At 69.0% G+C, this 23244-nt stretch carries 22 protein-coding genes and 2 tRNA genes; 13 read left to right on the forward strand and 11 right to left on the reverse strand.

What is annotated here, in order from left to right:
* On the forward strand, positions 1–1761 hold the full coding sequence (locus EES48_RS03300; RefSeq protein ID WP_122464925.1) for an electron transfer flavoprotein-ubiquinone oxidoreductase: 1761 nt from the start codon (positions 1–3) through the stop codon (positions 1759–1761).
* 4 nt (positions 1762–1765) lie between these two features.
* Here EES48_RS03300 and EES48_RS03305 read toward each other — a convergent pair whose 3' ends face one another.
* Positions 1766–2710, reverse strand: coding sequence for an endonuclease/exonuclease/phosphatase family protein (locus EES48_RS03305; RefSeq protein ID WP_122464926.1), 945 nt, complete (start codon positions 2708–2710; stop codon positions 1766–1768).
* A 110-nt stretch (positions 2711–2820) separates the two neighbouring features.
* On the opposite strand from EES48_RS03305, the gene EES48_RS03310 reads away from it, so the two are divergent.
* Genes EES48_RS03310 through EES48_RS03320 form a run of 3 tightly spaced genes read left to right on the forward strand, consistent with a single transcriptional unit; the run spans position 2821 to position 4563 of the window.
* Positions 2821–3276, forward strand: a complete 456-nt coding sequence (locus EES48_RS03310; protein WP_122464927.1) for a DUF4112 domain-containing protein — start codon at positions 2821–2823, stop codon at positions 3274–3276.
* A complete protein-coding gene (locus tag EES48_RS03315; protein WP_122464928.1) occupies positions 3269–3829 on the forward strand; it encodes a sigma-70 family RNA polymerase sigma factor in 561 nt (186 codons plus the stop codon). Before EES48_RS03310 ends, EES48_RS03315 begins: the two co-directional genes overlap by 8 nt.
* A complete protein-coding gene (locus EES48_RS03320; RefSeq protein ID WP_122464929.1) occupies positions 3826–4563 on the forward strand; it encodes an anti-sigma factor in 738 nt (245 codons plus the stop codon). Before EES48_RS03315 ends, EES48_RS03320 begins: the two co-directional genes overlap by 4 nt.
* On the opposite strand, the gene rlmB is transcribed toward EES48_RS03320, so the two are convergent.
* A complete protein-coding gene (gene rlmB, locus EES48_RS03325) occupies positions 4564–5256 on the reverse strand; it encodes a 23S rRNA (guanosine(2251)-2'-O)-methyltransferase RlmB (RefSeq protein WP_240623211.1) in 693 nt (230 codons plus the stop codon).
* Between the two features lie 362 nt (positions 5257–5618).
* On the opposite strand from rlmB, the gene EES48_RS03330 reads away from it, so the two are divergent.
* The 4 genes from EES48_RS03330 to EES48_RS03345 all read left to right on the forward strand — a co-directional run bounded on the left by EES48_RS03330 (position 5619) and on the right by EES48_RS03345 (position 8007).
* Positions 5619–5702: transfer RNA gene (locus EES48_RS03330), tRNA-Tyr, on the forward strand.
* Positions 5703–5787: 85 nt separating this feature from the next.
* A tRNA-Gly gene (locus EES48_RS03335) sits at positions 5788–5861 on the forward strand.
* A 61-nt stretch (positions 5862–5922) separates the two neighbouring features.
* Positions 5923–7113, forward strand: a complete 1191-nt coding sequence (gene tuf, locus EES48_RS03340; protein WP_122464366.1) for an elongation factor Tu — start codon at positions 5923–5925, stop codon at positions 7111–7113.
* 225 nt (positions 7114–7338) lie between these two features.
* Positions 7339–8007, forward strand: a complete 669-nt coding sequence (locus tag EES48_RS03345) for a hypothetical protein (protein ID WP_122464931.1) — start codon at positions 7339–7341, stop codon at positions 8005–8007.
* Positions 8008–8415: 408 nt separating this feature from the next.
* Here EES48_RS03345 and hemF read toward each other — a convergent pair whose 3' ends face one another.
* Entirely contained in the window at positions 8416–9288 is an 873-nt protein-coding gene (gene hemF, locus EES48_RS03350; RefSeq protein WP_122465118.1) for an oxygen-dependent coproporphyrinogen oxidase, read from the reverse strand.
* Between the two features lie 100 nt (positions 9289–9388).
* Between hemF and EES48_RS03355 the strand changes: the two genes are divergently transcribed.
* On the forward strand, positions 9389–10315 hold the full coding sequence (locus tag EES48_RS03355; protein ID WP_122464932.1) for an NAD(P)H-dependent flavin oxidoreductase: 927 nt from the start codon (positions 9389–9391) through the stop codon (positions 10313–10315).
* 40 nt (positions 10316–10355) lie between these two features.
* The gene (locus tag EES48_RS03360; RefSeq protein ID WP_122464933.1) at positions 10356–11045 is read left to right on the forward strand and encodes a TorF family putative porin; all 690 of its coding nucleotides are present in this window, start codon (positions 10356–10358) and stop codon (positions 11043–11045) included.
* Positions 11046–11051: 6 nt separating this feature from the next.
* On the opposite strand, the gene EES48_RS03365 is transcribed toward EES48_RS03360, so the two are convergent.
* The 5 genes from EES48_RS03365 to radA all read right to left on the reverse strand — a co-directional run bounded on the left by EES48_RS03365 (position 11052) and on the right by radA (position 15174).
* Positions 11052–11438 (reverse strand): VOC family protein, encoded by a 387-nt coding sequence (locus tag EES48_RS03365; RefSeq protein WP_122464934.1) that lies wholly within the window; start codon positions 11436–11438, stop codon positions 11052–11054.
* A 62-nt stretch (positions 11439–11500) separates the two neighbouring features.
* Positions 11501–11914: a hypothetical protein gene (locus tag EES48_RS03370; RefSeq protein ID WP_122464935.1), complete on the reverse strand. Its 414-nt coding sequence runs from the start codon at positions 11912–11914 to the stop codon at positions 11501–11503.
* A 45-nt stretch (positions 11915–11959) separates the two neighbouring features.
* The gene (locus EES48_RS03375; RefSeq protein WP_122464936.1) at positions 11960–13333 is read right to left on the reverse strand and encodes a PQQ-dependent sugar dehydrogenase; all 1374 of its coding nucleotides are present in this window, start codon (positions 13331–13333) and stop codon (positions 11960–11962) included.
* Complete coding sequence (locus EES48_RS03380) at positions 13333–13755, reverse strand: DUF2231 domain-containing protein (RefSeq protein ID WP_122464937.1); 423 nt, start codon at positions 13753–13755, stop codon at positions 13333–13335. Before EES48_RS03380 ends, EES48_RS03375 begins: the two co-directional genes overlap by 1 nt.
* 66 nt (positions 13756–13821) lie before the next feature.
* Positions 13822–15174 carry a DNA repair protein RadA gene (radA, locus tag EES48_RS03385; RefSeq protein WP_122464938.1) on the reverse strand — a complete coding sequence of 451 codons (1353 nt, stop codon included), beginning with the start codon at positions 15172–15174 and terminating at the stop codon, positions 13822–13824.
* A 150-nt stretch (positions 15175–15324) separates the two neighbouring features.
* Between radA and EES48_RS03390 the strand changes: the two genes are divergently transcribed.
* Positions 15325–15936, forward strand: coding sequence for a hypothetical protein (locus tag EES48_RS03390; RefSeq protein ID WP_122464939.1), 612 nt, complete (start codon positions 15325–15327; stop codon positions 15934–15936).
* A gap of 1 nt (position 15937) precedes the next feature.
* On the opposite strand, the gene alr is transcribed toward EES48_RS03390, so the two are convergent.
* Together alr and EES48_RS03400 are read right to left on the reverse strand one after the other, a co-directional pair.
* Positions 15938–16978, reverse strand: coding sequence for an alanine racemase (alr, locus tag EES48_RS03395; RefSeq protein WP_122464940.1), 1041 nt, complete (start codon positions 16976–16978; stop codon positions 15938–15940).
* A 36-nt stretch (positions 16979–17014) separates the two neighbouring features.
* The gene (locus EES48_RS03400) at positions 17015–18646 is read right to left on the reverse strand and encodes a peptide chain release factor 3 (RefSeq protein WP_122464941.1); all 1632 of its coding nucleotides are present in this window, start codon (positions 18644–18646) and stop codon (positions 17015–17017) included.
* Between the two features lie 104 nt (positions 18647–18750).
* Here EES48_RS03400 and EES48_RS03405 point away from each other — a divergent pair, with 104 nt between their 5' ends.
* Both EES48_RS03405 and EES48_RS03410 read left to right on the forward strand, forming a co-directional pair.
* The gene (locus EES48_RS03405) at positions 18751–20190 is read left to right on the forward strand and encodes a hypothetical protein (RefSeq protein WP_122464942.1); all 1440 of its coding nucleotides are present in this window, start codon (positions 18751–18753) and stop codon (positions 20188–20190) included.
* Positions 20187–21905, forward strand: a complete 1719-nt coding sequence (locus EES48_RS03410) for a glycosyltransferase family 2 protein (RefSeq protein ID WP_122464943.1) — start codon at positions 20187–20189, stop codon at positions 21903–21905. The genes EES48_RS03405 and EES48_RS03410 overlap by 4 nt, the downstream gene beginning before the upstream one ends.
* 147 nt (positions 21906–22052) lie before the next feature.
* Here EES48_RS03410 and EES48_RS03415 read toward each other — a convergent pair whose 3' ends face one another.
* Positions 22053–23096: a LacI family DNA-binding transcriptional regulator gene (locus EES48_RS03415; RefSeq protein WP_122464944.1), complete on the reverse strand. Its 1044-nt coding sequence runs from the start codon at positions 23094–23096 to the stop codon at positions 22053–22055.
* Positions 23097–23244: the final 148 nt, after the last annotated feature.

Genomic DNA, 23244 nt, shown 5'->3' on the forward strand with positions numbered 1-23244 from the left:
ATGGCCGAGGAAGCGATCGAGGGCGGGGCCGCGAGCCCGCGCCAGGAAGCGATCATCGACAACCTGCCGCCTGCGGAGGCGCTGGAGGGCGTCGAACGCGAAGTCATGGAGTATGACGTCGTCATCGTCGGGGCAGGGCCGGCCGGGCTCGCCTCCGCCATTCGCCTGAAGCAGCGCGCTGAAAAAGACGGTCGCGAGCTCTCGGTCGCCGTGCTGGAAAAGTCGGCCGAGATCGGCGGGCATATCCTGTCCGGCGCCGTGATCGATCCGGCCGGCCTGAGCGAACTCTTCCCCGACTGGAAGGAGCGCGGCGCGCCGCTGGACACGCCGGTGACCAAAGACCGCTTCCTGGTGCTGGGCCCGGCCGGACAGCTGGACATCAGCCTGCTGCCCCAGCCCGGCTATATGAAGAACCACGGCTGCTACGCCGGCTCGCTGGCCAACCTGTGCCGCTGGCTGGGTGAGCAGGCCGAGGCGCTGGGCGTCGAGGTCTATCCCGGCATGGCCGCCAGCCATGTCGTCTGGGAGGAAGACACCGGGCGCGTGAAGGGCGTTGTCGCCGGCGTCTTCGGCATCGATCGCGAGGGCAAGCCGACCGGCGAGTTCCAACCGGGCATCGAGCTGCACGGCAAATACGTCTTCATCGCCGAGGGCGTGCGCGGCTCGCTGGCCAAGACCATCATGGCCCGCCACAACCTGTGCGACGACGCCGAACCGCAAAAGTTCGGCATCGGGCTGAAAGAGCTGTGGCAGGTGCCGCCCGAGAAATTCCAGCCGGGCCTGGTTCAGCACACCCTGGGCTGGCCCCTCGACGACAAGACCGGCGGCGGGTCGTTCCTGTATCACTTCGGCGACCATCAGGTGGCGATCGGCTTCGTGGTGCACCTGAACTACAAGAACCCCTATCTTTCGCCCTTCGACGAGTTCCAGCGGTTCAAGCACCACCCGGCCATCGCCGAGCATCTGGAGGGCGGCACGCGGATCGCCTATGGCGCGCGGGCGATCACCGAGGGCGGCTATCAGTCGGTGCCGAAACTGGCCTTCCCCGGCGGGGCGCTGCTGGGCTGTTCGGCGGGCTTCGTCAACGTGCCGAGGATCAAGGGCAGCCACAACGCCGTGCGTTCGGGCATCCTCGCCGCCGACGCCGCTTTCGAGGCGCTCGGGGCCGGTCGCGAGGGTAATGTCCTCACCGAATACCAGACCGCCTATGAGGCCTCCTCGATCGCGGCCGAGCTGAAGCTGGTGCGGAACGTAAAGCCGCTGCTGGCCAAATTCGGCAACACGCTCGGCACCCTGCTGGGCGGGATCGAGATGCAGATCACCCAGCTGTTCGGCGGCTGGTCGCCCTGGGGCACGCTGAAGCATGGCAAGACGGACGCCGCCTCGACCGAACCGGCAGCCCAGCACCAGCCGATCGCCTATCCCAAGCCGGACGGCAAACTCAGCTTCGACAAGCTGTCCAGCGTGTTCGTTTCGAACACCAACCACGCCGAGGACCAGCCGGCCCACCTCAAGTTGCTGGACCCGACCGTGCCGATTCGGGTGAACCTGCCGAAGTACGGCGAGCCGGCGCGGCTCTACTGCCCGGCCGGGGTCTATGAGGTGGTCTATGGCGACGAGGCGGCGAAGACCGATCCGCGCTTCGTCATCAACGCCCAGAACTGCGTCCACTGCAAAACCTGCGACATCAAGGATCCGTCGCAGAACATCGTGTGGACCACGCCGGAAGGCGGCGGCGGCCCGAACTATCCGAACATGTGAGGGTTCAGGCCGACGGCCGGAACTCCACCACCACCGGCCGGTGGTCGCTGCCTGTCGGCAGGCCCAGGCGGCGATCGACCGCGACCAGATCGGGCGTGTGATAGACCTGATCGATGGTGATCCTCAGCGGCGCGGGCAGACTGACCGGCCAGGTGCCGGGATAGCCGCCGGCGGAGGTCAGCCCGCCCTCGGAGCGCATCTTGCGGCCGATGCGGCCCGCGACCGTCGCGTTGAAGTCGCCGGCGATCACCACCGGTCCCTCCAGCGCGGCCGTGCGCGTCAGAAGGGCGTCGGCCTGGTTGATCTGTCCCCACTGATACTGGAACGGCCAGGGCCGGGTCAGGTGCGCCCCCACGACGGTGACGGGGCCCATCGGCGTCTCGACGCGGGCCACGGCGGTTTCGATATTGCGGCCGTCGCCGTCCAGCGGGGTCAGCGGCAGACGCGAGGCGATGACGCTGCGCACCGGGCCGCCGGCGCCGCGCCCGTGGCGGCGGGTGACGGCGCGATGCGGATAGCCGGCCAGCAGGTCGTCGATCGCGCCATTCGCCGCGTCGCCGAATTCGATCAACACCAGGACATCGGCGTCGGCCGCCTCGATCGAGCGCCGCATGGCGGCGACGTCGTCGTTCCGGGCCCAAAGATTGGCGGAGTAAAGCGTGAAGCCCGGGCGGGCGCCGGCGCCGGCGCGGCCCTGGGCCGGGAACCACTGCGGCTGCAGGGCCAGCAGCAGCAGCCCCGCGACCACGCCCGCGAACGCCGCCGCCGGCCACAGGCGCAACAGGCATAGGGCCAGCAAGAGGGCGACGGTCGCGCCCAGGGCCGGGGCCGGGAACTGCGTCAGGATGTCCGGCCAGCGATGGCCGTGTCCGATCAGAGACGCCAGCGCTACCGCGAGCGGCGCGCACAGGGTCAGGGCGGCGACGATGTTGGCGGCGGTCCTCAGCATTCACCGGCGATAGCGCGTCCGGGCCTCGCGCGGGAGAGGCTTGTGAACCAATGGCGACGCTTGGCCGTTTGGGTGACGCGGCGTCGGGCCGGGGACAGCGACAGACGGGCATGGCCAGGACGCGCGGGGACATCGAGAAAATTCGCGGCCGGGTCGATCGAATCAAACGGCTGTCTGACCGCGTGGTCGGCGTCGGCCCGTTCGGCGTCGGCCTGGACGGAGTCATGGCCTGGATTCCCGTGGCGGGCCCGGTCTACAGCGCCGGGGCCGCCGCCTACATGTTCTGGAACGCCTTCGAGGCTAAGGCGCCGCCCAAGGTGCTGGCCCGCATGGCGGGGTATCTGCTGCTGGACACCGCCTCCAGCGGAGTGTGGGGCATCGGCTCGGCGGTCGACTTCTTCTTCCCCGGGCATCTGATGGCGGGCAAGGCCCTGCTGAAACACATAGACGCCGGCCATTATGTCGAGGCGTCGGAGGCTCAGGCCAAGCTGTCGGGCGAGCACGAGCGGCATCTCGGAGAGATGCGTGCGGCGGGCAAGACGCGGCTGGACTATCTGCATGACTGACGCCGCCATGACCCGCGAGAGCTTGGCCCAGGCCCTGACCCGCGTGGGGCAGGGGGATCGATCGGCATTCGAGACGGTCTATCGCGCCACCTCGGCGAAGCTGATGGGCGTGGCGCTGCGTATCTTGCACGATCGAGCCTTGGCCGAGGATGTCGTGCAGGAAACCTATGTCGCCGTGTGGAACCGGGCCGGGAGCTTCGATCCCGGTCGCGCCAGCCCGATCACCTGGCTGGTGACGATCGCGCGCAACCGCGCCATCGACCGGCTGCGTTCGGCGCCCATGCGGGTCAGGACCACGCCGGTGGAGGACGCCATCGATCTGGCCGACGACGCCATGCCGGCCGATGCGCGGGTGGAGGCCGCCGACGACGCTCGCCGTCTGAATGTCTGCCTGGACGAACTGGAAACCCGGACGCGCGGCGCGATCCGCACCGCCTTCTTCGAGGGGGTGACCTATGAGGAGGTGGCCGAGCGGACCTCAGCCCCTCTGGGCACGGTCAAGAGCTGGATCCGGCGCGGTCTGATCAAGCTGAGGGAGTGTCTGGAGCGATGAGCGCGACGCCCCTTCCCGAAGACGATATTATCCTGGCCGGCGAACTGGCGCTACGCGTGCTGTCGCCGGACGACGAGCGCGCCGCGCGGGTGCGCGAGGCGGCCGAGCCCGCCTTCGCCCGTGAGGTCGAACGCTGGAACGAGGATCTGGCGCGGCTGGCCGACGAGATTCCAGGCGTGGCGCCGTCGGCGGCGGTGTGGCCGGCCGTGACTATGCGGCTGTTCGGCGGCCGGGGCGCGCCGACGGCGGCGAACGACAACGGCAAGCTCGCTTTCTGGCGCGCCTGGGCGGTCGGCGCGACCGGCCTGCTGGCGGCCAGCATGGTCGGCCTGGTGGTGCTGGCGTCGCAGCCTCAGCCCTTGCCGCCGGTCACGGCGCCGCCGGTGGTCGAGCCGTCGATCACGCGGGTTGCGACGCTGCAGCTGGAGAGCGGCGAGACGATGCTGACCCTGGCCTACGACCCCGCCACCGGCCGCCTCTATGTCGCTCCGGCGGGCGAGGCAGACGCGGAGGGACGCGTGCCGCACCTGTGGCTGATGGCGCCGGACGGCGGCGTGCGGCTGGTCGGCGCCGTCGGCGGCGAGGCACACACGATGGAGCTGGACGCCGGGCTCAGGCCCATGGCCGGTCAGGCCACCGCCATCGCCATTTCCATGGAGGCGCCGGGCGTCACTCCGCCGGCCGACGCGCCCCTGGGCCCCGTGGTCGGGTCGGCGGAGTTTTCCGAGCTCTGATCAGCGGGCGCGCGTCGCCTCGTAGAGCGCGATGGCGGCGGCGTTGGAGACGTTTAGGCTCTCGAAGCCGCCGGGCATGGCGATGCGGGCCAGGGCGTCGCAGTGCTCGGCGACCAAGCGGCGGATGCCGTCGCCTTCCGAGCCCATGACCAGCACGGTCGGACGGCCGTCCAGGGCCTGGTCCAGCGTCTCGTCCGCAGCGCCGTCCAGGCCGACCGCGCGCCAGCCCATCTCGGCCAGCGTCTCCAGCGCCCGCGACAGGTTGGTCACCCGGGCGAAGGGCAGGCGTTCAGTGGCGCCGGCGGCGGCCTTGGCCAGAGCGCCGGCCAGCATGGGAGAGTGCCGCTCCTGCATCACCACCCCTCGCGCGCCAAAGGCCAGGGCCGAGCGGAATATGGCGCCGACGTTCTGGGGATCGGTGATCTGGTCCAGCATGACGATGACGCCGGACCCGGCCTCGGCCATCTCTTCCAGCGAGACGCCGTCCAGCGGCTTGGCCTTGAAGACCAGACCCTGATGCACCGCGCCGGCCGGCAGGAGGCGGGCCAGCGCCGGGCCGTCCAGCACCTCGACCGTGCGGCCGCCGGCCAGGGCCTCGACCTCCGCCGCGCGATCGGGGGTGGCGAACAGGCGACCGGCCCCGCGTCGTGACGGGTTTTCCAGGGCGGCCATGACGGCGTGACGCCCCCACAGGAAGTCGGCGGAATCAGCCTTGGTTTCGCGCTGGCCGCGACCGGCGCGTTCCGGTCGTTCTCCGGTCGGTCGCGCCTCGGGTTTCGGTGACCAGGCGCGAGCTTCGCGAGGACCGTCGCCGCCCCTTGAACCACCGTGGGGCCTGGGTTTCGGCCCGCGCGATTTCGGCCCGAAACCTGCCTTGTTGCGGTCGTTGCCTTCTCTTTTCGACGACACTATAAGACGCCCTCCGATTTGGAGCCCTTGGGGCTTTCGGGTCCGGCCATCCCTCTAAACCAGGCAAAGCCGGACTTCTAAGCCTTTGTTTCGCCGGTGGTCGAAAGACCTTCGGCGCGACGGTCCGTCGGTCTGACACGCGCGCTGGGGGAATGTCCCGAGCGGCAAAGGGGGGGGACTGTAAATCCCCTGCGTAAGCTTCGCAGGTTCGAGTCCTGCTTCCCCCACCACGCGCGGTCCGATCGAAGGCGCCGGGACTACGGATCGGCCGGGCGCGGTCGTCTCCTCGGTCGAGGAGCCTCCCGCGTTCTCTGCGCGGGTATAGCACAATGGTAGTGCAGCAGCCTTCCAAGCTGAGGATGTCGGTTCGATCCCGTCTACCCGCTCCAGGTTTTTGATGAGCCCCCCGCCCATCCGCTGAACGGACCCGGGCCACACAGGAGTTTGGCGATGGCCAAGGAAAAGTTCGAACGTAACAAGCCGCACTGCAACATCGGCACGATCGGTCACGTTGACCACGGCAAGACGACGCTGACGGCGGCGATCACCATGACGCTGGCCAAGTCGGGCGGCGCGGTTGCCAAGGCTTATGCGGACATCGACGCGGCGCCGGAAGAAAAGGCCCGCGGCATCACGATCAACACCGCGCACGTGGAATATGAGACGGCCAACCGTCACTACGCCCACGTCGACTGCCCGGGCCACGCCGACTATGTGAAGAACATGATCACGGGCGCGGCGCAGATGGACGGCGCGATCCTGGTGGTGTCGGCCGCCGACGGCCCGATGCCGCAGACCCGCGAGCACATCCTGCTGGCCCGTCAGGTCGGCGTGCCGGCGCTGGTGGTGTTCATGAACAAGGTCGACATGGTCGACGACGAAGAGCTGCTTGAGCTGGTCGAGATGGAGGTGCGCGAGCTCCTCAGCTCCTACCAGTTCCCGGGCGACGACATTCCGATCACCAAGGGTTCGGCTCTGGCCGCGGTCGAGGGCAAGACCCCCGAGATCGGCGAGAACCAGATCCTGGCGCTGATGCAGACGGTCGACGACTACATCCCGCAGCCGGAGCGTCCGATCGACCTGCCGTTCCTGATGCCGGTGGAAGACGTCTTCTCGATCTCGGGCCGCGGCACCGTGGTCACGGGCCGGGTCGAGCGCGGCATCGTCAAGGTCGGCGAGGAAGTCGAGATCGTCGGCATCCGTCCGGTCCAGAAGACGACCTGCACGGGCGTCGAGATGTTCCGCAAGCTGCTGGATCAGGGCCAGGCGGGCGACAACGTCGGCGTACTGCTGCGCGGCACCAAGCGTGAGGACGTCGAGCGCGGCCAGGTGCTGTGCAAGCCGGGCTCGATCACCCCGCACACCAAGTTCGTGGCCGAGGCCTATATCCTGACCAAGGAAGAGGGCGGCCGTCACACGCCGTTCTTCACCAACTACCGCCCGCAGTTCTACTTCCGCACCACGGACGTGACCGGCATCGTGCACCTCAAGGAAGGTGTGGAGATGATCATGCCCGGCGACAACGCCGAGCTGGACGTCGAGCTGATCACCCCGATCGCCATGGAAGAAAAGCTGCGCTTCGCCATCCGCGAAGGCGGCCGCACCGTCGGCGCCGGCGTCGTGTCCAAGATCGTCGAGTAAGCTTTACGCTTGGCCTATCGCTCGCCTCGCGGAGGCGAGCTGCTTGAGGCCGGATTGAGACAACACCCCCCGGAGCGATCCGGGGGGTGTTTTCGTTGGAGACGTGCACGGCGGCCACGCGCTGCAATCTTTACGGTCAAATAATGCGTTAAGGTTGCGGGCTGCGGCGATGATCCCTTACCACTTGTCGCGCCGGTGGGTAGGTTGTCCTGAGGAGACGGGGTAATGAGCACGTTCCTCTTGACGGCGATCGCTCTCATGATCAGCGGACCTCCCTGGATTTATCATTCCGAAGACAGCCAACCGCCGATCACCTACGTCGAAGCCGCCCAGATTGCGCCTGCGGAAAACTTCGGGAGTACCTATGCGAACGCCGGCGCCGCGCTGGCCGAGGTCGCGCAACAGTACCTGGGGGGCGTCGGTCCGACCGTCACCCTGGCTGTTGTCCAAGACATGACGTTCGACAGCGCCGTCGTCACCTTCCATCATGTGTGGCGCTCGGAGGGCGATCAGCGCCGGCGGGTCTGGCTGGCGCGCTGGGCCGAGATCGCGCCGGGCGACGAGGACGGCGGCTTCGCGATTCGCATCCGTTACACCGATATCGACACCTGCCCGGCCATGCTGGATGTGCTCAAGGCGATCGAGGCCGTGCCGCACCCGAGCATCGACCTGGCGGGCGTGCCCGATCTGGCGGAACCTCTGCCCGTCCCGACCCAACTCAGAGGCATTGTGATCGACGGCTGGAAGGCGAGACTTGAAACGTCCAGCGTCTATTTCGGCGACCGATGGGCGCGCCTGGCGATCGAAAGCGCGTCGGACGGGCCGGTCGCCCAACTCGCCGTCGAGGCGGAGGAGACGATGCGCGGCTGCTGGTCGGACGTGGAGCCTAATTAGAACAGAAGAGCGGCTGCGATCGGCGCGGTCTTCCCATTAGGACTTGGCCGTGTCGTTCTCTACCCCCGTATCGGCTAGATGGCTGAGTTCATTGGCCTGGGCGCGCCTGCTCTTTCGAACTGCCAGCTTGTAGCTTCCGAAACCCGTAGCGAAGCCGCAGGCTGCAAGTATAGCTGTCAGGGCAAGATGTTCTCGCAACTCCCACCCATAAAATCCCGACACCGAAATGTCGGCGAGGACCGCCAACACCAACCCGCATAAGCCCGCCATCAGGGATCCCCCCGTGGGGCGAGGGGCGTAGGCCTCGGCGCGCTGGGTAGCGAGGGCGTGTCGTTCAGGAGTCGTCATTACCCACCCTAGCGCGCCAGTGTGGCGCCACGAAGTCGCACGCCGGGGTCTGGTTCGGCTTCAGGGCCAGGCCACGTCTGGGGGCATGGAACTGAGGATGGCCTCGACATTGCCGCCGGTCTTGAGGCCGAAGGTGGTGCCGCGGTCGTAGAGCAGGTTGAACTCGACATAGCGGCCGCGCCGGACACGCTGCTCCAGCCGATCGGCCTCGGTCCAGGGGGTAGTCATGCGGCGGCGCACGATCTCCGGATAGACGCTCAGGAAAGCCTCGCCCACGTCGCGGGTGAAGGCGAAATCCGCCGCGCGGTCGCCCGAGTGCAGGTGATCATAGAAGATGCCGCCGATGCCCCGCGGCTCGTTGCGATGCGGCAGGAAGAAATACTCGTCGCACCAGGCCCTGAATCGCGGGTGATAGGCCGGGTCGTGGGCGTCGCAGGCGGCCTTGAAGGCGGCGTGGAAATCGACGGCGTCGGGAAAGCTCTGGTCGCGCTGGCGGTCCAGCACCGGCGTCAGGTCCGCGCCGCCGCCGAACCAGGCCTGGGTCGTGGCGATAAAGCGGGTGTTCATGTGCACGGTCGGGACGTGCGGGTTCAGCGGATGGACGATCAGGCTGATTCCCGTCGCGAAGAAGCGCGGATCGTCGGCGGCGCCGGGGACGTTCTTTGCATAGTCGTCCGGGAAGCGGCCATGGACGGTGGAGACGTGGACCCCGGCCTTTTCGAACAGCCGGCCGCGCAGCATGCCCATGACGCCGCCGCCGCCTTCCGGTCGGTCCCAGGACTTGCGCGTGAAACGGCCCGGCTGTCCCCGACATAGGTCGGCTGGCGCCTCGTCCTCTAACTTCTCCAGCGTGGCGTGGATGCGGTCGCGCAGGGCTTCGAACCAGGCGCGGGCGGCGATCTTGGTCTGGGCGAAGGAGTCGGGCTCGGACATGGCGGGGTGATAGCGCCGGGCGGGCGTGAGCGCCAACGGGCGTTGCCTTCCCCTGCGACAGCGGCCTAACCATCGCGGACAACAATCGGGGAGACTGCCCATGGCCATTCCGGCGTCCTTGAACCGGGGACTGACCCTGCCGGTGATCGCCGCGCCCATGTTCCTGGTGTCCGGCCCGGACCTGGTGGTCGAGGCCTGCAACGCCGGCGTGATCGGCACATTCCCGTCGCTGAACCAGCGCACCACCGAGGGCTATCGGGAGTGGCTGAAGGACATCAAGGCGCGGCTGAAGCCGGGCGCCGCGCCGTTCGGGGTCAACCACATCGTCCACCCGACCAATCCGCGCCTCTTGGCCGACATGCAGGTGTCGGTGGAGGAGCAGGTGCCGCTGATCATCACCTCGCTGGGCGCCGTGCGCGATGTAGTCGAGGCGGTGCACGGCTATGGCGGGGTGGTGTTCCACGACATCGCCAATGTCCGCCATGCGCGAAAGGCGGCCGAGGCGGGGGTCGACGGCCTGATCCTGGTGGCCAACGGCGCCGGCGGCCACGCGGGCGTGGTCAATCCCTTCGCCTTGATCAATGAGGTGCGGTCCTTCTTTGACGGGACCATCATCCTGTCGGGCTGTCTGTCCACCGGCCAGGACGTGGCCGGGGCGCTGATGATGGGGGCCGACTTCGCCTATATGGGCACGCGCTTCATCGCCACGACCGAGAGCCTGGCCCAGCCCGAATACAAGCAGATGATCGTGGGCGCGGGCGCCTCTGACATCACCTACACGCCGGCCGTCTCCGGCATTCCGGCTAATTTCCTGACGCCGTCCCTGGTCGAGAACGGCATCGATCCCAAGAGCCTGCCCGAGCACAAGCTGGACATGGGCGAGGAGGCGCGGGCGTGGAAGACCGTCTGGTCGGCGGGGCAGGGGGCCGGGGCGGTTCACGATATTCCGAGCGCGGCCGATTTGGTCGGACGGCTCAAATCCGAGTTCGACGCGGCCTGTGATAATTTCGTCAGAAAACGGAGCTAAGAGCGCCGTACCGCTTCACAGCCAACGGGCTCCCCTCGACATGAAAACCGTCCTTCTCGCGACCGCCACGCTCGCGGCGCTGCTCGCCACGCCGGTCGCCGCCCAGGAGATGGCCGGGGGGCAATGGGGCTTCTATGCCGGCGCCGCCACCGACAACCGGTCCAAGAACGCGTCCAAATCAGATGGCGACCCGTTCGCCTTCGCCGGCGCCGAGTGGGAGAGCGCCGACGGGGCCTTCTATTTCGGTCCGGCCGCTGAGACCATCAAGAGCGGCGGCTCCAACGTCGAGGCCGAGTTCGCCGGGGGCTGGCGGCCCCAGTTTGGCGGCTTCGATTTCGACTTCAACGTCGCCCACAAGTGGCGGCTGGATTCGAACCCTGGTGTCGACGACGAAGCCTGGGAGTTCACCACCGACATCGAGCGGTCGATCGGCCCGGCCAGCGCCCGGTTGCAGATCCAGTATTCGCCCGACGGAGCCGGCTCGACCGAGGCCTTCACCTGGACCGAAGCCCGGCTGGGCTGGGCCTTCACGCCTCGCCTCGAAGGGACGGCCGCCGTGGGCTACCGGTCCCAGGATAACGCCCCGGACTACACCGGCTGGAACGCCGGCTTCACCTACGCCCTGACCGACGCGCTTGAGGCCGAGGTGCGGTATCATTCGACCGACATCGACGATCTGGGACGCCAGTACGAGGACGCGGTGGTGGCGGGGATCAGCGTCGCCTTCTGACGTCGGCTACATGTTCTCGATCAGGTGCAGGATGTTGCCGTCGGGGTCTTTGAACCAGGCCAGCTTCACCGCACCCGCCTCATGCCATCCGTCGCGCCAGTTCATGCCGGGAAGGTCGTAGCGTTCAAAGGTCACGCCTTTGGCCTTGAGAGCCTGAACACTCTCGACCAGATCGCCCTGCATGTCCCAGGTGACGGCGTTGGCCTTGTTCGTCCCCGCGAACTCGGACTGGTACACGGTCAGGCCGGTGCCGCCGGTGCGGTAGGCCAGCACCGGCAGGTCGTCCTGAGGCTCTGCTGTTAGCTCCAGCCCCAAGGTGTCGGAGTAGAACCGCCGCGCTCGGTCCAGGTCCGACACGGCGACGATGGCGGAGGAATTGCGGTCCTTGAGCATGGCTCGGCTCCCGTGGGTGTCCACAGGACAACGAGCGAGGTGGGATCGGGGTCCGTCCGCGATCAGCCGCAGTAGGTTTCAGTGTCGGTGACGCTGAGGCACCTCCGGGACGCGTCGCTGGGGTCGGCCACGATGATTGCGCTCTCCGCCACGTTGTCCCGCATGAAACGCAGGCCTTCGGCGGTAACCGAGCCGGGCAGGGCGCGCGACGGTCCGCCGGCTTCGGCGAACTCAAGCGTCATGCCGCCCTGGGGCTGATCGGTGACCACCAGGGTGCGGCCATCGGCGGCGGTCCAGCGGCCGATGTAGTCGATGTCGCGGACACCGTCGTCTGCGGGCTTCGGCGTTCTCGTGGCGGGCGGCGCGGTTCCGGCGCCGGCTTGAGGCGCTTCGGGGGCTGAGACCGAAACGTCCTCAACCGGCGGCGAGCAGGCGGCCAACGTCAGGGCCGTCGCGCTGAGAAGGGCGATGCGCATGTCGAAACCTCCACTTGCCCCCGGCCTGGAACGCGCCCCCGCCGGTCAGGCTCCTGCGGTCGCCGGGGAGGCAGTGGCGGGCGCGGCGGTCGTCGCCGGCGGCGCCGCGACCGACGCGGCTCCACCGCGAGGGGCCACCCGCCAGACGGTGTTCGAGAGGTCGTCGGCGATGAACAGGGCGCGGGTGCGGGGATCGAACAGCACGCCCACCGGCCGTCCGCGCGCCTGGCCGTCTCCGGTCAGGAAGCCGGTGACGAAATCCACCATTTCCCCGGCCGGCCGACCGCCGGAGAAGGGCACCCAGCTAACCTTGTAGCCGCTGAGGTCCTGGCGATTCCAGCTGCCGTGCTGGCCCACGAAGGCGCCTTGGGTGAACGGCCCGCCAAAGCCGCCGTCGACCGCAAAGCTGAGGCCCAGCGCGGCCACATGGCTGCCAAGCGCATAGTCGGGACGCACCGCGCTGGCCACCAGATCAGGCCGCTGCGGCATGACGCGCGGATCGACGTTCTGACCCCAATAGCTGTAGGGCCAGCCGTAGAACGCCCCGTCCCGAACCGCGGTCAGATAGTCGGGCACCAGCTGCGGACCCAGTTCGTCGCGCTCGTTGACCACGGACCAGAGCTGGCCAGTGGTGGGCTCGATAGCCAGGGCGGTCGGGTTGCGGATGCCGGTGGCGAGGGTGCGCCGGGCGCCGGTCTCGCGGGTGATCTCCCACACCACGGCGCGCTCTTCCTCCACCGCCATGCCGCGCTCGCCGACATTGGAATTGGAGCCGATGCCGACATAGAGGAATTGGCCGTCCGCGCTGGCCGTCATGGCCTTGGTCCAGTGATGGTTCAGCCGCGACGGCAGCTTGGTCAGCTCCTCGCCCTCGGCGGTGATCTCGGTCTGGCCCTCGACATAGGGGAAGCGCAGAAGCGCGCCCTGTTCGGCGACGTAGAGCGAGCCATCCACGAACGCGAGGCCGTAGGGCGCATCCAGATCGTCGATGAACACCGTGCGGGTCTCGAACTGGCCGTCGCCGTCGGCGTCGCGCAGCAGGGTCAGGCGGTTGCCGCTGTCGACCTGGGTATTGCCCTGTTTCTTGATGACGCCGGCGATGACGTCCTTGGGCCGCATGGGCGGCGCGCCACCGCCGCGTCCCTCGGCCACCAGCAGGTCGCCGTTGGGCAGCATCAGCATTTGACGCGGGATCTGCAGCTCGGTGGCGATGGGGGTGATCACATAGCCGTCGGGCACGGTCGGCAGTTCGCCTTCCCAACCGGTCGGCATGGCGATCTTCATCGGCGGGACCAGGCTCTCGTCGATCGCCGGCAGGTCGGGCTGGGCGCCGACCTGATTCAGCGAGGGATCACTCTCGGAGCCGCAGGCGGCCAGCAGCAGCGCGGCAGAGGCGGCGGTGAACAGGGCAAGGCGCATCAGCGGACCTCCACAGTGGAGCGGCCGTAGCGCATCAGCCCGGCGATCAGCGCCAGGAGCGCGGTGATGATGGACAGAACGAGGCCCAGGGTTCCGACCGAACTCCAGGCGTCCTGGCTGTGCTTGAAGGCGTTGACGAAGCCGACGATCCACATCGCGGCGACGACCAGGAAGTAGATCAGGCCCCATCCCTTGCCGCGCGCGAAGATCAGTCCCAACAGGGCGAACAGGACGACCACCCCGCCGAACACCAGGCCGAACGCATTCAGCCAGGCGGAGAAGTTGGTCCACTGCATCTCGGCGGTGCGCAGATAGGCCATGTCCGCCGCGACCCCGCCGCTGAACAGGGCGACCGGGAACGCCAGAAACACTCCATGGAGCGCCGTCAGCAGCCCTCCGCCTCGTCTTCTCTCCACCGCCATGCCCAGCCTCCGTGTCTGCCGAACAAGCGTAACCGCGACGGGGACGGATCGGTTGCGTAGATGGGGTCAGCCCGCGGCGATCTTCTCCACGGCTTCCGACAGACGGCTGATCCCGGCGACGCGGACGCCGGCTGCGGTCCCGCCCGATGGGGCAAGGGCCTGGTCGAAGCCCAGCTTCATGGCTTCCCGCAGGCGCGCGTCGGCCCGGCCCACCGCGCGGACCTCGCCCGACAGGCTGATCTCGCCGAAGACGACGGCGGTCTGGGGCAGGGGCTTGTCGACGGCCGAGGAGATCAGGGCGGCGGCGGCGGCCAGGTCGGCGGCGGGCTCGCTGATGCGCAATCCCCCCGCCACGTTCAGATAGACGTCACGGTCGCCGAAGGAGACGCCGCAGCGCGCTTCCAGCACCGCCAGAACCATCGCCAGACGTCCCGAGTCCCAGCCGACCACCGCGCGGCGCGGCGTGCCGTAGGCGGCCGGGGCGACCAGGGCCTGGATCTCGCACAGGACCGGCCGCGAGCCCTCAATCCCGGCGAAGACGGCGGCGCCCGGCGCCCGGTCCTTGCCTTCGCCCAGGAACAGGGCGGACGGATTGGCCACCTCACGCAGCCCTGCGTCGCCCATCTCGAACACGCCGATCTCGTCGGTGGCGCCGAAGCGGTTCTTGCCCGCGCGCAGGATGCGAAAGGGATAGCCCCGCTCGCCCTCGAACGACAGGACCGCATCGACCATGTGCTCGACCACGCGCGGGCCGGCGATCTGGCCGTCCTTGGTAACGTGGCCCACGAGGACGATGGCCGGGCCGTCGGCCTTGGCCAGCCGCACCAGCTCGGCGGCGCAGGCGCGCACCTGGACGATCGAACCAGGGCCGGAGTCCTGAGCGTCGCTCCACAGGGTCTGGATCGAGTCGATGATGACGAGGTCGAAGCGTTCGCGCTTCAGGGTCGAGAGAATCTCGCGCAGCGCCGTGACGCTGGCCAGCTCAACCGCCGCGTCGGCCAGGCCCATGCGGCGGGCGCGGGCGCGGATCTGCTCGACCGCCTCCTCGCCCGACAGATAGGCGACGCGGCGGCCCGTGCGGGCGGTCTTGGCTGCGACTTCCAGCAACAGGGTCGACTTGCCGACGCCGGGGTCGCCGCCCAGCAGCAGGGCCGAGCCGGGCACTACGCCGCCGCCGCACACGCGGTCGAACTCCTCGACGCCAGTGCGGATTCTGGGCGGTTCGGGCGTTTCGGAGGACAGGCTCTCGAAGGCGATGCCCCGGCCGCGACTGGTCGTCGGCTTGATGGCGCCGGGCGGGGCCGAGCGGGTCTCCTCGACCAGGCAGTTCCACTGGCCACAGGCCGAGCACTGACCGGCCCACTTGGCGTGAACCGCTCCGCAGGATTGGCAGACGAAAAGGGCGCTGTCCTTGGCCATGGGCGAGGCTTAGCAGGATTTGGGCAGCGCGCGAGCACGCCCCGCCCAGGCTACGACCGATAATGACGCCGGCGGTAGGGCGGCGACGGCGGCGATTGACGCTGGACCGGCGACCCCGTCTAACTGCGCCTCGGGAAGAGGGGACACTTCATGAAACAGATCAACCACGTCGCGGTCGCGGCGACCGCCATTGTGCTGGCCGCATGCCAGCCGACCATGGATACAGAGGCGCCCGCGACCGTCGACACCACGCCGGCGGCGTCTGCCGAACTGGTCGCCGATGTCACCCGTCGGATCGAGGCCGACGAGAACTGCTCGGGCTGGCCGGAGGACGCGGGCGAGCGCTCGGTCGAGGCCCTGGCCCTGGCGGGCGGAGCCACCGGCGTGCTGGCCGACTGCTCCGACAACGAGGGTCAGCGGTGGCGCGCCGTCTATGTCCAGACCGCGGACGGCCAGCTAATGCGCCAGCCGCTGCTGGCCTACATGGGCGCCGAGGGTTCCGACTATGAGCCGACGCCGACCCTGCCGCTCACCTGGAACCCGGCGACGCAGGAACTGACCTCGGTGCTGGAGTCGCCCGAGGACGACGCCGGGACGCGCGTGCTGGTCGACACCATCCGGTGGCGTTGGGACGGCGATCGGTTCGCCATGGTCGAGACGTCGCGGGCAGTCCGCGCCAATGGCGACATGGGCGAGCCGGTAGTCAGCTGGCCCAGAACGCCGGCCACGCCGGATCCTACCGCGGAGATGGCCGCCGCCTGATCTAGGCTGCCGCCGAATAGACGCGCGGGACCCGCGCCGTGATCGACGTCAACAGCTCGTACGCGATCGTTCCGGCGGCCCGCGCGGCGTCGTCTAGGGGGCGGTTGGCGCCGAACAGCTCGACCGGATCGCCGACGGCGACATCCAGGCCGGTGACCTCGACGGCCGCGACGTCCATCGAGACACGGCCGATCAGGGGGCGAAGTTGGCCGCCGACAAAGGCCTGACCCTCGGGGCTGTAGGCGCGCAGCAGGCCGTCGGCATAGCCGGCGGCGAACAGGGCGACGCGGGCGGGCTGGTCGGCGACCCAGCCGCGCGAATAGCCGACGCTCTCGCCTGCGGGCACGTCGCGGACCTGAAGCACGCGGGCGGTCAGGGTGGCGACGGGAGCGATGCGTGGGTCAGGGCGACCTTCGGGCCCGCCGCCGTACAGGCAGATGCCCGGGCGGACGGCGTCGAAGCCGTAGTCGTCGCCGAGGAAACAGCCGCCGGAATTGGCGAAGGACTTGATCTGATCCGGATAGCGGGCGGCGACGGCGGCGAAGGCGTCGCGCTGGCGCCGGTTCATCGGCTCGGCCGGATCGTCGGCGCAGGCTAGATGGCTCATCACCAGCGCCAGGCCGTCAAAGGCGGCGGGGGCGTCCTCGGGTCGGAACCCCAATCGGTTCATCCCGGTGTCGATTTGCAGACCGCAGGCGCCGCCGCCGGCCCCGCGCCATCCCCGAAGCTGGTCGCCGTGATTCAGCACGGGGCGCAGATCGGCCTCGATCAGCGCCCGTTCCGTGCCGGCCACGGCGCCGTCCAGGACGTAGATGTCGGGTTCGGGACCAAGATCAGCGCGCAGCCGAACCCCTTCGGCCGCGCGGGCGACGAAAAAGGTCCGCGCACCCGCCGCCAGCAGCCGCCTCGCCACCGGCGTAGCGCCCAGTCCGTAGGCGTCGGCCTTGACCACGGGATGCACGGGCCTGCCTGAGACGGCCTCCAGCCTGCGGTAGTTCCGCGCCAGGGCCTCAAGATCAATGTGCAGTTCGGCCGGGATCATGCCCCAGCTATGCCGCGCGATCGGGTCGCGGCCAACTCAGCCCCGCTCCTTGGTCTTGGTGAAGGCGACCTTGGGGAAGCGTTCGGCGACATAGCCGGTCTCCCAGGACGACTTGGCGAGGAAGACCGGGGCCTGGTCGATGTCGGCGGCCATCTGGGGGCGATACTTGCCCATGAAGTCTTCGAGATCGGCCTTGTCTCCGGCGATCCATCGGGCCTCGGCGTAGGGGCTGGGCTCGAAGATGACGTCCAAGCCGTATTCCTCGCCCAGACGGTCGGCCATGACCTCGAACTGCAGCTGGCCGACGGCGCCGACGATGAAGTCCGCGCCCAGCTCGGGACGGAACAGCTGGGTCACGCCCTCCTCGGCCAGACCTTCCAAAGCGCGTTTCAGGTGCTTGGCCTTGAGCGGGTCCTTGACCCGGACCCGCTGGAGGATTTCCGGGGCGAAGTTCGGCAGGCCGGCGAAGCGGACCAGGCCGCTCTCCGACAGGCTGTCGCCGACCCGCAGGACGCCGTGGTTGGGAATCCCGATGACATCGCCGGCGTAGGCGTCCTCGGCCAGTTCGCGGTCACTGGCGAAGAACATCAGCGGCGCGTTGACGCTCAGCTGCTTGCCCGTGTTCTGGACCTTCAGCTTCATGCCGCGCTGGAACCGGCCGGACGCCATGCGGAACATGGCGATGCGGTCGCGGTGGTTGGGGTCCATATTGGCCTGGACCTTGAAGACGAAGCCCGTGACTTCGGTCGCGCCCGGCTCGACGGTGATGGCCTGGGGCGCGGGGGCGTTGCGCGTCTCGGGCGGGGCCTCTTTCCTGGCCGGCATCACCTTGGGCGGCGGGGCCCAGTCGCCGATGGCCTGGAGCAGTTGGTCGATGCCGAAGTGGCGCAGCGCGGAACCCCACAGGACCGGCGTCATGTGCCCTTCAAGGAAGGCCTGACGGTCGAAGGGTTTGTAGCCGGCCTCGACCAGTTCGAGCGCGTCGGCCAGGTCGGCCTGTTCCGAACCCTCGAAATGGGCTGAGGCGTCGGCCAGCGGCAAGGCTTCGGGGTGGTCCGGGTCGTGGTCGGCGCCGGCGGTCTTGCGGGCATAGGGCTGGAACCGGCCGGTGCCGACCTCGGCCATGCCCCTGAGACGATTGCCGCTCTCGGCCGGCCACCAGATGGGAGAGGGATCGAGCTGGAGGCGTGACGCGATCTCGTCCAGCAGGGCCATCGGGTCCTGGGCCTCGCGGTCCAGCTTGTTGATGAAGGTGATGATCGGGATGTCGCGCAGGCGGCACACCTCGAACAGCTTCAGCGTCTGCGGCTCGATCCCCTTGGCCGCGTCCAGCACCATGATGGCGCAGTCGGCGGCAGTGAGGGTGCGATAGGTGTCCTCGGAGAAGTCCTCGTGGCCCGGGGTATCGAGCAGATTGAACATCTTGCCGTCGTGCTCGAACGTCATCACCGAGGCCGAGACGGAGATGCCGCGCTCCTTCTCGATCTTCATCCAGTCCGAACGCGTGCGCCGGTTCTCGCCCCGCGCCCGCACGGCCCCGGCCGCGCGGATGGCCCCGCCCGACAGCAGGATGTGCTCGGTCAGGGTGGTCTTGCCCGCGTCGGGGTGGGCGATGATGGCGAAGGTCCGGCGGCGACCGGCCTCCTCGGGAAGGGACAGCTTGGACATGTGCGCGCGCCGTTAGCCTGTCTGGCGCGCGAAGTCACCGGCCCGCACCTTTCGTGCGGCGTGTCAGGCGGCTATTCGAGGGCGTCAGCCGCTTCGGAGACGCCGTGCCCGATCCCGCCGCCCTGCGCGAGGCCCTGCCGGGGCTTCTGCATCCCGGCCTGGGGGGCTGGGAGATTGTGGGCGACTCGGGCTGCACGGGTTTCCGCATCCGACGCCGTGGCTCGGGGCCGATCGACCTCAAGGCCATCCATCTTCGCGGCGCCGACCCGGAGGTTGTCGGCGCCCTGGCGGTAAAATCCTCGCCGAGCCGTGGCGCGCCTTGGGATCGCGACCTGGCGAACGGCTTTCGCGGGGGTGGCGTCGAGCCCTGGTGGCGGGTCGAGTTCGAGCGCCCCGGACCGGCGTCGCTCTGGCTGCTGGCTCAGCCCGGAGAGCGGGCCGAGGCCAGTTACGACCTCGAGGTCACGGTGCTGGGCGACGACGGCGCTCTTACAGTGACGACAGTGAACGATGATCCGGCGGTGGTGTCGCAACGACTGGCGGCCTGGCGCGAGCGCGCCGTCCGGCTGCCGGAGGCCGGACACGCCATCAGCCACGTTCTCGAGGATGTGACATCGGCGCTGGCCGGCGGACCGGCGCGAGGGCCCGCCGCCCGCGACCGCCTGCTGGACCGCATCGCCGACGGGGCCGCAGACCGCGGCGTGACCGATCTGGCCGACTATCTGGAGCGCGCCGCCGGCGTCATCCCATCCGTGATCGACAAGGCCGAGGCCGCGCGCGACCGGGCCGACCGGCAGCGGCGGGAGGCGGCCACCGCCCTGATGTTCGCCCATGTGCTGGTCAATCGCGGCGGCGAGGTCCGTCGGCCGATGCTCAGCGAATTCGGTCGGATGCTGGACACGCCCGAGGCGATGGATCGGGTCGAGGCCGCCGTCGACGCCCTGCACGCCCGAGCCGGCGGCGACCCGCGTTTGCATCCCATCCTGTTCCGAAAGCACACCTTGAGCGGCAGCCGACTACGCGCTGACCCCGAACGGCATCTTGACGCAATGGCCGAAGTCGAACGCGCCGTGGCCGCCGCCGGTTACCAGGCGGCCATCGGCTACGGCACCTTCCTGGGCGCCGTGCGAGACGGCGATTTCATCGCCCACGACGACGATCTGGACATGCTGGTCATGCTGAACGCCGACGCCGACGGCGCCGAGGCCGAAACCTCAGCCCTCGCGCAAGCTCTTGCGGCGCAAGGGTTTGAGATCAAAAGCTTCGGTGAAACGCGCCAGCCGGTGCTCCAACTTCGACGAGGAGAGGGACCGCCGGTCGATCTGTTTCCCATCAGCCGCCGGGGCGACAGCCAGGTCGCGCTCTACATGCACAAGCTGAAGCTGGCCCGGCTGTCACGAGACGCGGTGCTGCCGTTCAAACCGATCGAATTTCTGGGCCGAACCTTTCTCCGGCCCACCGATCCCAGCGCTTTCCTCGAAGCGCGCTATGGGGCCGACTGGCGCACGCCGATCCGCTGGACCAGCCGGGCGGGCCCGTCGTGAGCGGACGCGAAGCGCTGATCGCGGAGGCCCGGGCCGCCGAGGCCGACGAGCCCGAACGGGCGCTTGCCTTGTGGGCGACGGCCGCGGACATCGGGGGGACCATCGATCCTGATGAGACCGGTTGGGAACAGCGGCCGGCCGTGCTGGCGCCTCTTCGTCGCCAAGGTCCCTTGCCGGAGGACTTCGAGGCCTGGGTCCGGGGCGCCGATGCCTGCGCCCTGGTTGGCCTGATCGACGAGATCTCCCGCCTGACCGATTTCCGGGTGGGCTTTCGCCTGAAGCGGGCGCTGGCCGATTGCGGGCGGTCCGACGCCGTGACCGCCTTCGCCGGCGCCTATCTGGACATGGCTCTCAGCTGGCGCGCCCAGGCCTACCGCGCCGCGTTGGAGGCCGCTCGACGCGCGCTCGATCTGGCGACGTCCTGCCCCGGCCTCGACGACTGCCCCGGCCCAGGCCCGGTGTTCGAGGCTCAGTCGATCCGGATGCGCGCCGCCCTGGTGCTGGGCGAGCCCGCCGAGGACGTCTCGCCGGATATAGAGGAGCGACGGCCCCTCGCCGTGGCGCGCGCCTCTCTAATCGGCCGCTGGAAACGATCCTCGGAGGAGGGCAGGGGACTGGCCGCGCGCCTGGCCATGACCGACGATCCGCCCCCGGCGTCCGAGGTCCTGGCCGTGTGGCTGACGGCGATCGGCGGCGACGCCCACGCCGGGATGGCCGTGGCGCGCGGTCTGCTGCTGCGGCGGCGCGAGCGCGGCGATCCGGCGCCGCCTGAGCTGTGCCTCGCCGGCGCGGCCCTGGCCCACCGCCTGGGCGCCGGCCAAACCCGAGGGGCCTGGATCGCGGCCTATTTTGACCACTCGCGTCTGGACACGCCGACCTGGCCTTCGGGCGACCTTCGCTTCGACGCCATCAAGACTTCGCCCGCCGACGCACGCGAGGACGGTCCGAAGGTCAGCGTGGCGATGAGCACCTTCAACGCCGCCGCCACGGTGGAGCAGGCGATCCGTTCCTTGCTGACCCAGTCGCACCGAAATCTGGAGATCCTGGCCGTCGACGACGCCTCTAGCGACAGTACGGTGGCCATCCTGCACCGGCTTGCCGCCGAAGACGCCCGCGTTCGCGTGTTCGAGACGAGGGTCAACGCCGGGACCTATGTCGCCCGCAACCGGGCGCTGGAGGCCGCGACCGGCGATTATTTCACCTGCCTGGACGCCGACGACTGGGCTCATCCGCGCCGTCTTCAACGCCACGTCGGCGTCATGGAGCGCGACGACCGGCTGGTCGCCACCCGCTCCAACTGGTTCCGCATGGCCGAGGACGGCGAGCCGGCCCTCCGTCGATCGTTGGGCGTCTTCACCCACGCCAATCCGGCGTCGCCCTTCTATCGGACACACGTCGTTCGCGAGACCATCGGCTACTATGATCGGGTGCGGATCGACGGCGATCTGGAGCACTGGCTGCGGCTGACCACGCGATTCGGCCTCCGCCAGACGGCGCGACTGCGCCTTCCGTTGACCATCGGGCGCCTGCACGCCGGATCGCTCACTCAGAGCGGCGCGGGCGCTCAGGACGAAGAAGCTTACTCGCCGATCCGCTCTGAATACCGCGCCGCCGCCTTGGCCTGGCGTGAACGGGCGCTGGCGAAAAAGACCCTGGCGCTCGACATCGAACCCGCCGGTCGACCCTTCCCGGCGCCGGCGGCGATGCTGCCCTGAGCTGTTAAGGGCTCGTTAGGTGTCGCGGCGCGACCCTTCGGTCATGCGTCCTTCACGATCCATCGGCGCGCGCAGCCTCGACCTGTTCGGCCTCGTCGCCGGTCTGGCGTTCCTGGCCGCGGCCTTGGCGCCCCTCCTTCACTGACGTCAGAGCGGTGGCGGGGCCGTCGAGGCGCGCTCGACCAGCCGGTGCGGCATCTTCGGGTCGCTGAGGTCCGGCTCCTCGCCCCTTGATCGCGCGATCAGCATCTCGGCCGCCCGCGCCGCCATGGCCGCGATCGGCTGCCGGATTGCAGTCATGGGCGGGATGGCCGAGCGAACGCCCGGGGTGTCGTCGAAGCTGATGATCGACAGCTGGCCCGGCACCGAAATCCCCAGGTCGTGCGCCACGCTCAGCACCGCCAGCGCCGATTCGTCGTTCGCGGCCAGGATGGCCGTCGGGGGCTCCGAACCGGTCAGCATCGTCCGCGCCGACTCCACGGCCGTGTCGAAGGTGAAGTCGCCCGGCTGCACCCACTCCGCGCGCGGCCGCGCCTGCGCTTCGGCCAGGCCCTCGACGAAGCCGGACTTGCGCGACTCGCTGGCCGCGAAGCGGGCGCTGCCTTCGATAAAGCCGATCCGGCGATGGCCCAGCCGAACCAGAAGTCGCGTGGCGTCCAGGGCGGCATACTCATCATCCATGAACACCCGTTCGCCATCGGCGGGCCCGGGGGTCCCCATGCGCACGAACCGTATGCCGCGCTCGCGCAGCTGGGCGATGATCCGCTCGTCGTCGGAATGCGGCGGCGTCAGGATCACGCCATCGGGCTGAAGCGACGAAATGATCCCGGACACCCGACGGTCCAGATCGTCGGCCTGGCCATCGACCAGATCGAACATCAGCCGCCACCCCAGCCGCTCGCAGGCCAGCATGGCGCCGTGCAGCATCTGATCGACCCAGTCGTTGCCGCGTCCGCTCTCCCAGTTGCTCAGGGTGTGGCGTCGGTCATTGAAGGCGACCAGCAGATAGGATCGCGCCCCACCCATGCGCCGCGCGGCCATGTTGGGCACATAACCCAGCCGCTCGATGGCCTCGGATACCCGCTCGCGGGTGGCGGCCGTGACGTTGGGTTCGTTGTTGGCGACCCGCGACACGGTCTTGAGCGAGACCCCCGCCTCGCGCGCCACATCCTTGATCGTGACCGTGCCCATGATCCGCCGTCCCCAACGTCGAAAGACGCACCCTCGCGTCCGGTGATCGGTCGCCGCTCCGCTCAGGTCAAGTCCTCATAACACCCGCGTGGTGGGATTGACAACGTTATCATAATGTGGCCGGATAACGTCATCGCGGCGTCACAGA

Source organism: Brevundimonas lutea (genome assembly GCF_003704105.1).
Lineage (GTDB): Bacteria > Pseudomonadota > Alphaproteobacteria > Caulobacterales > Caulobacteraceae > Brevundimonas > Brevundimonas lutea.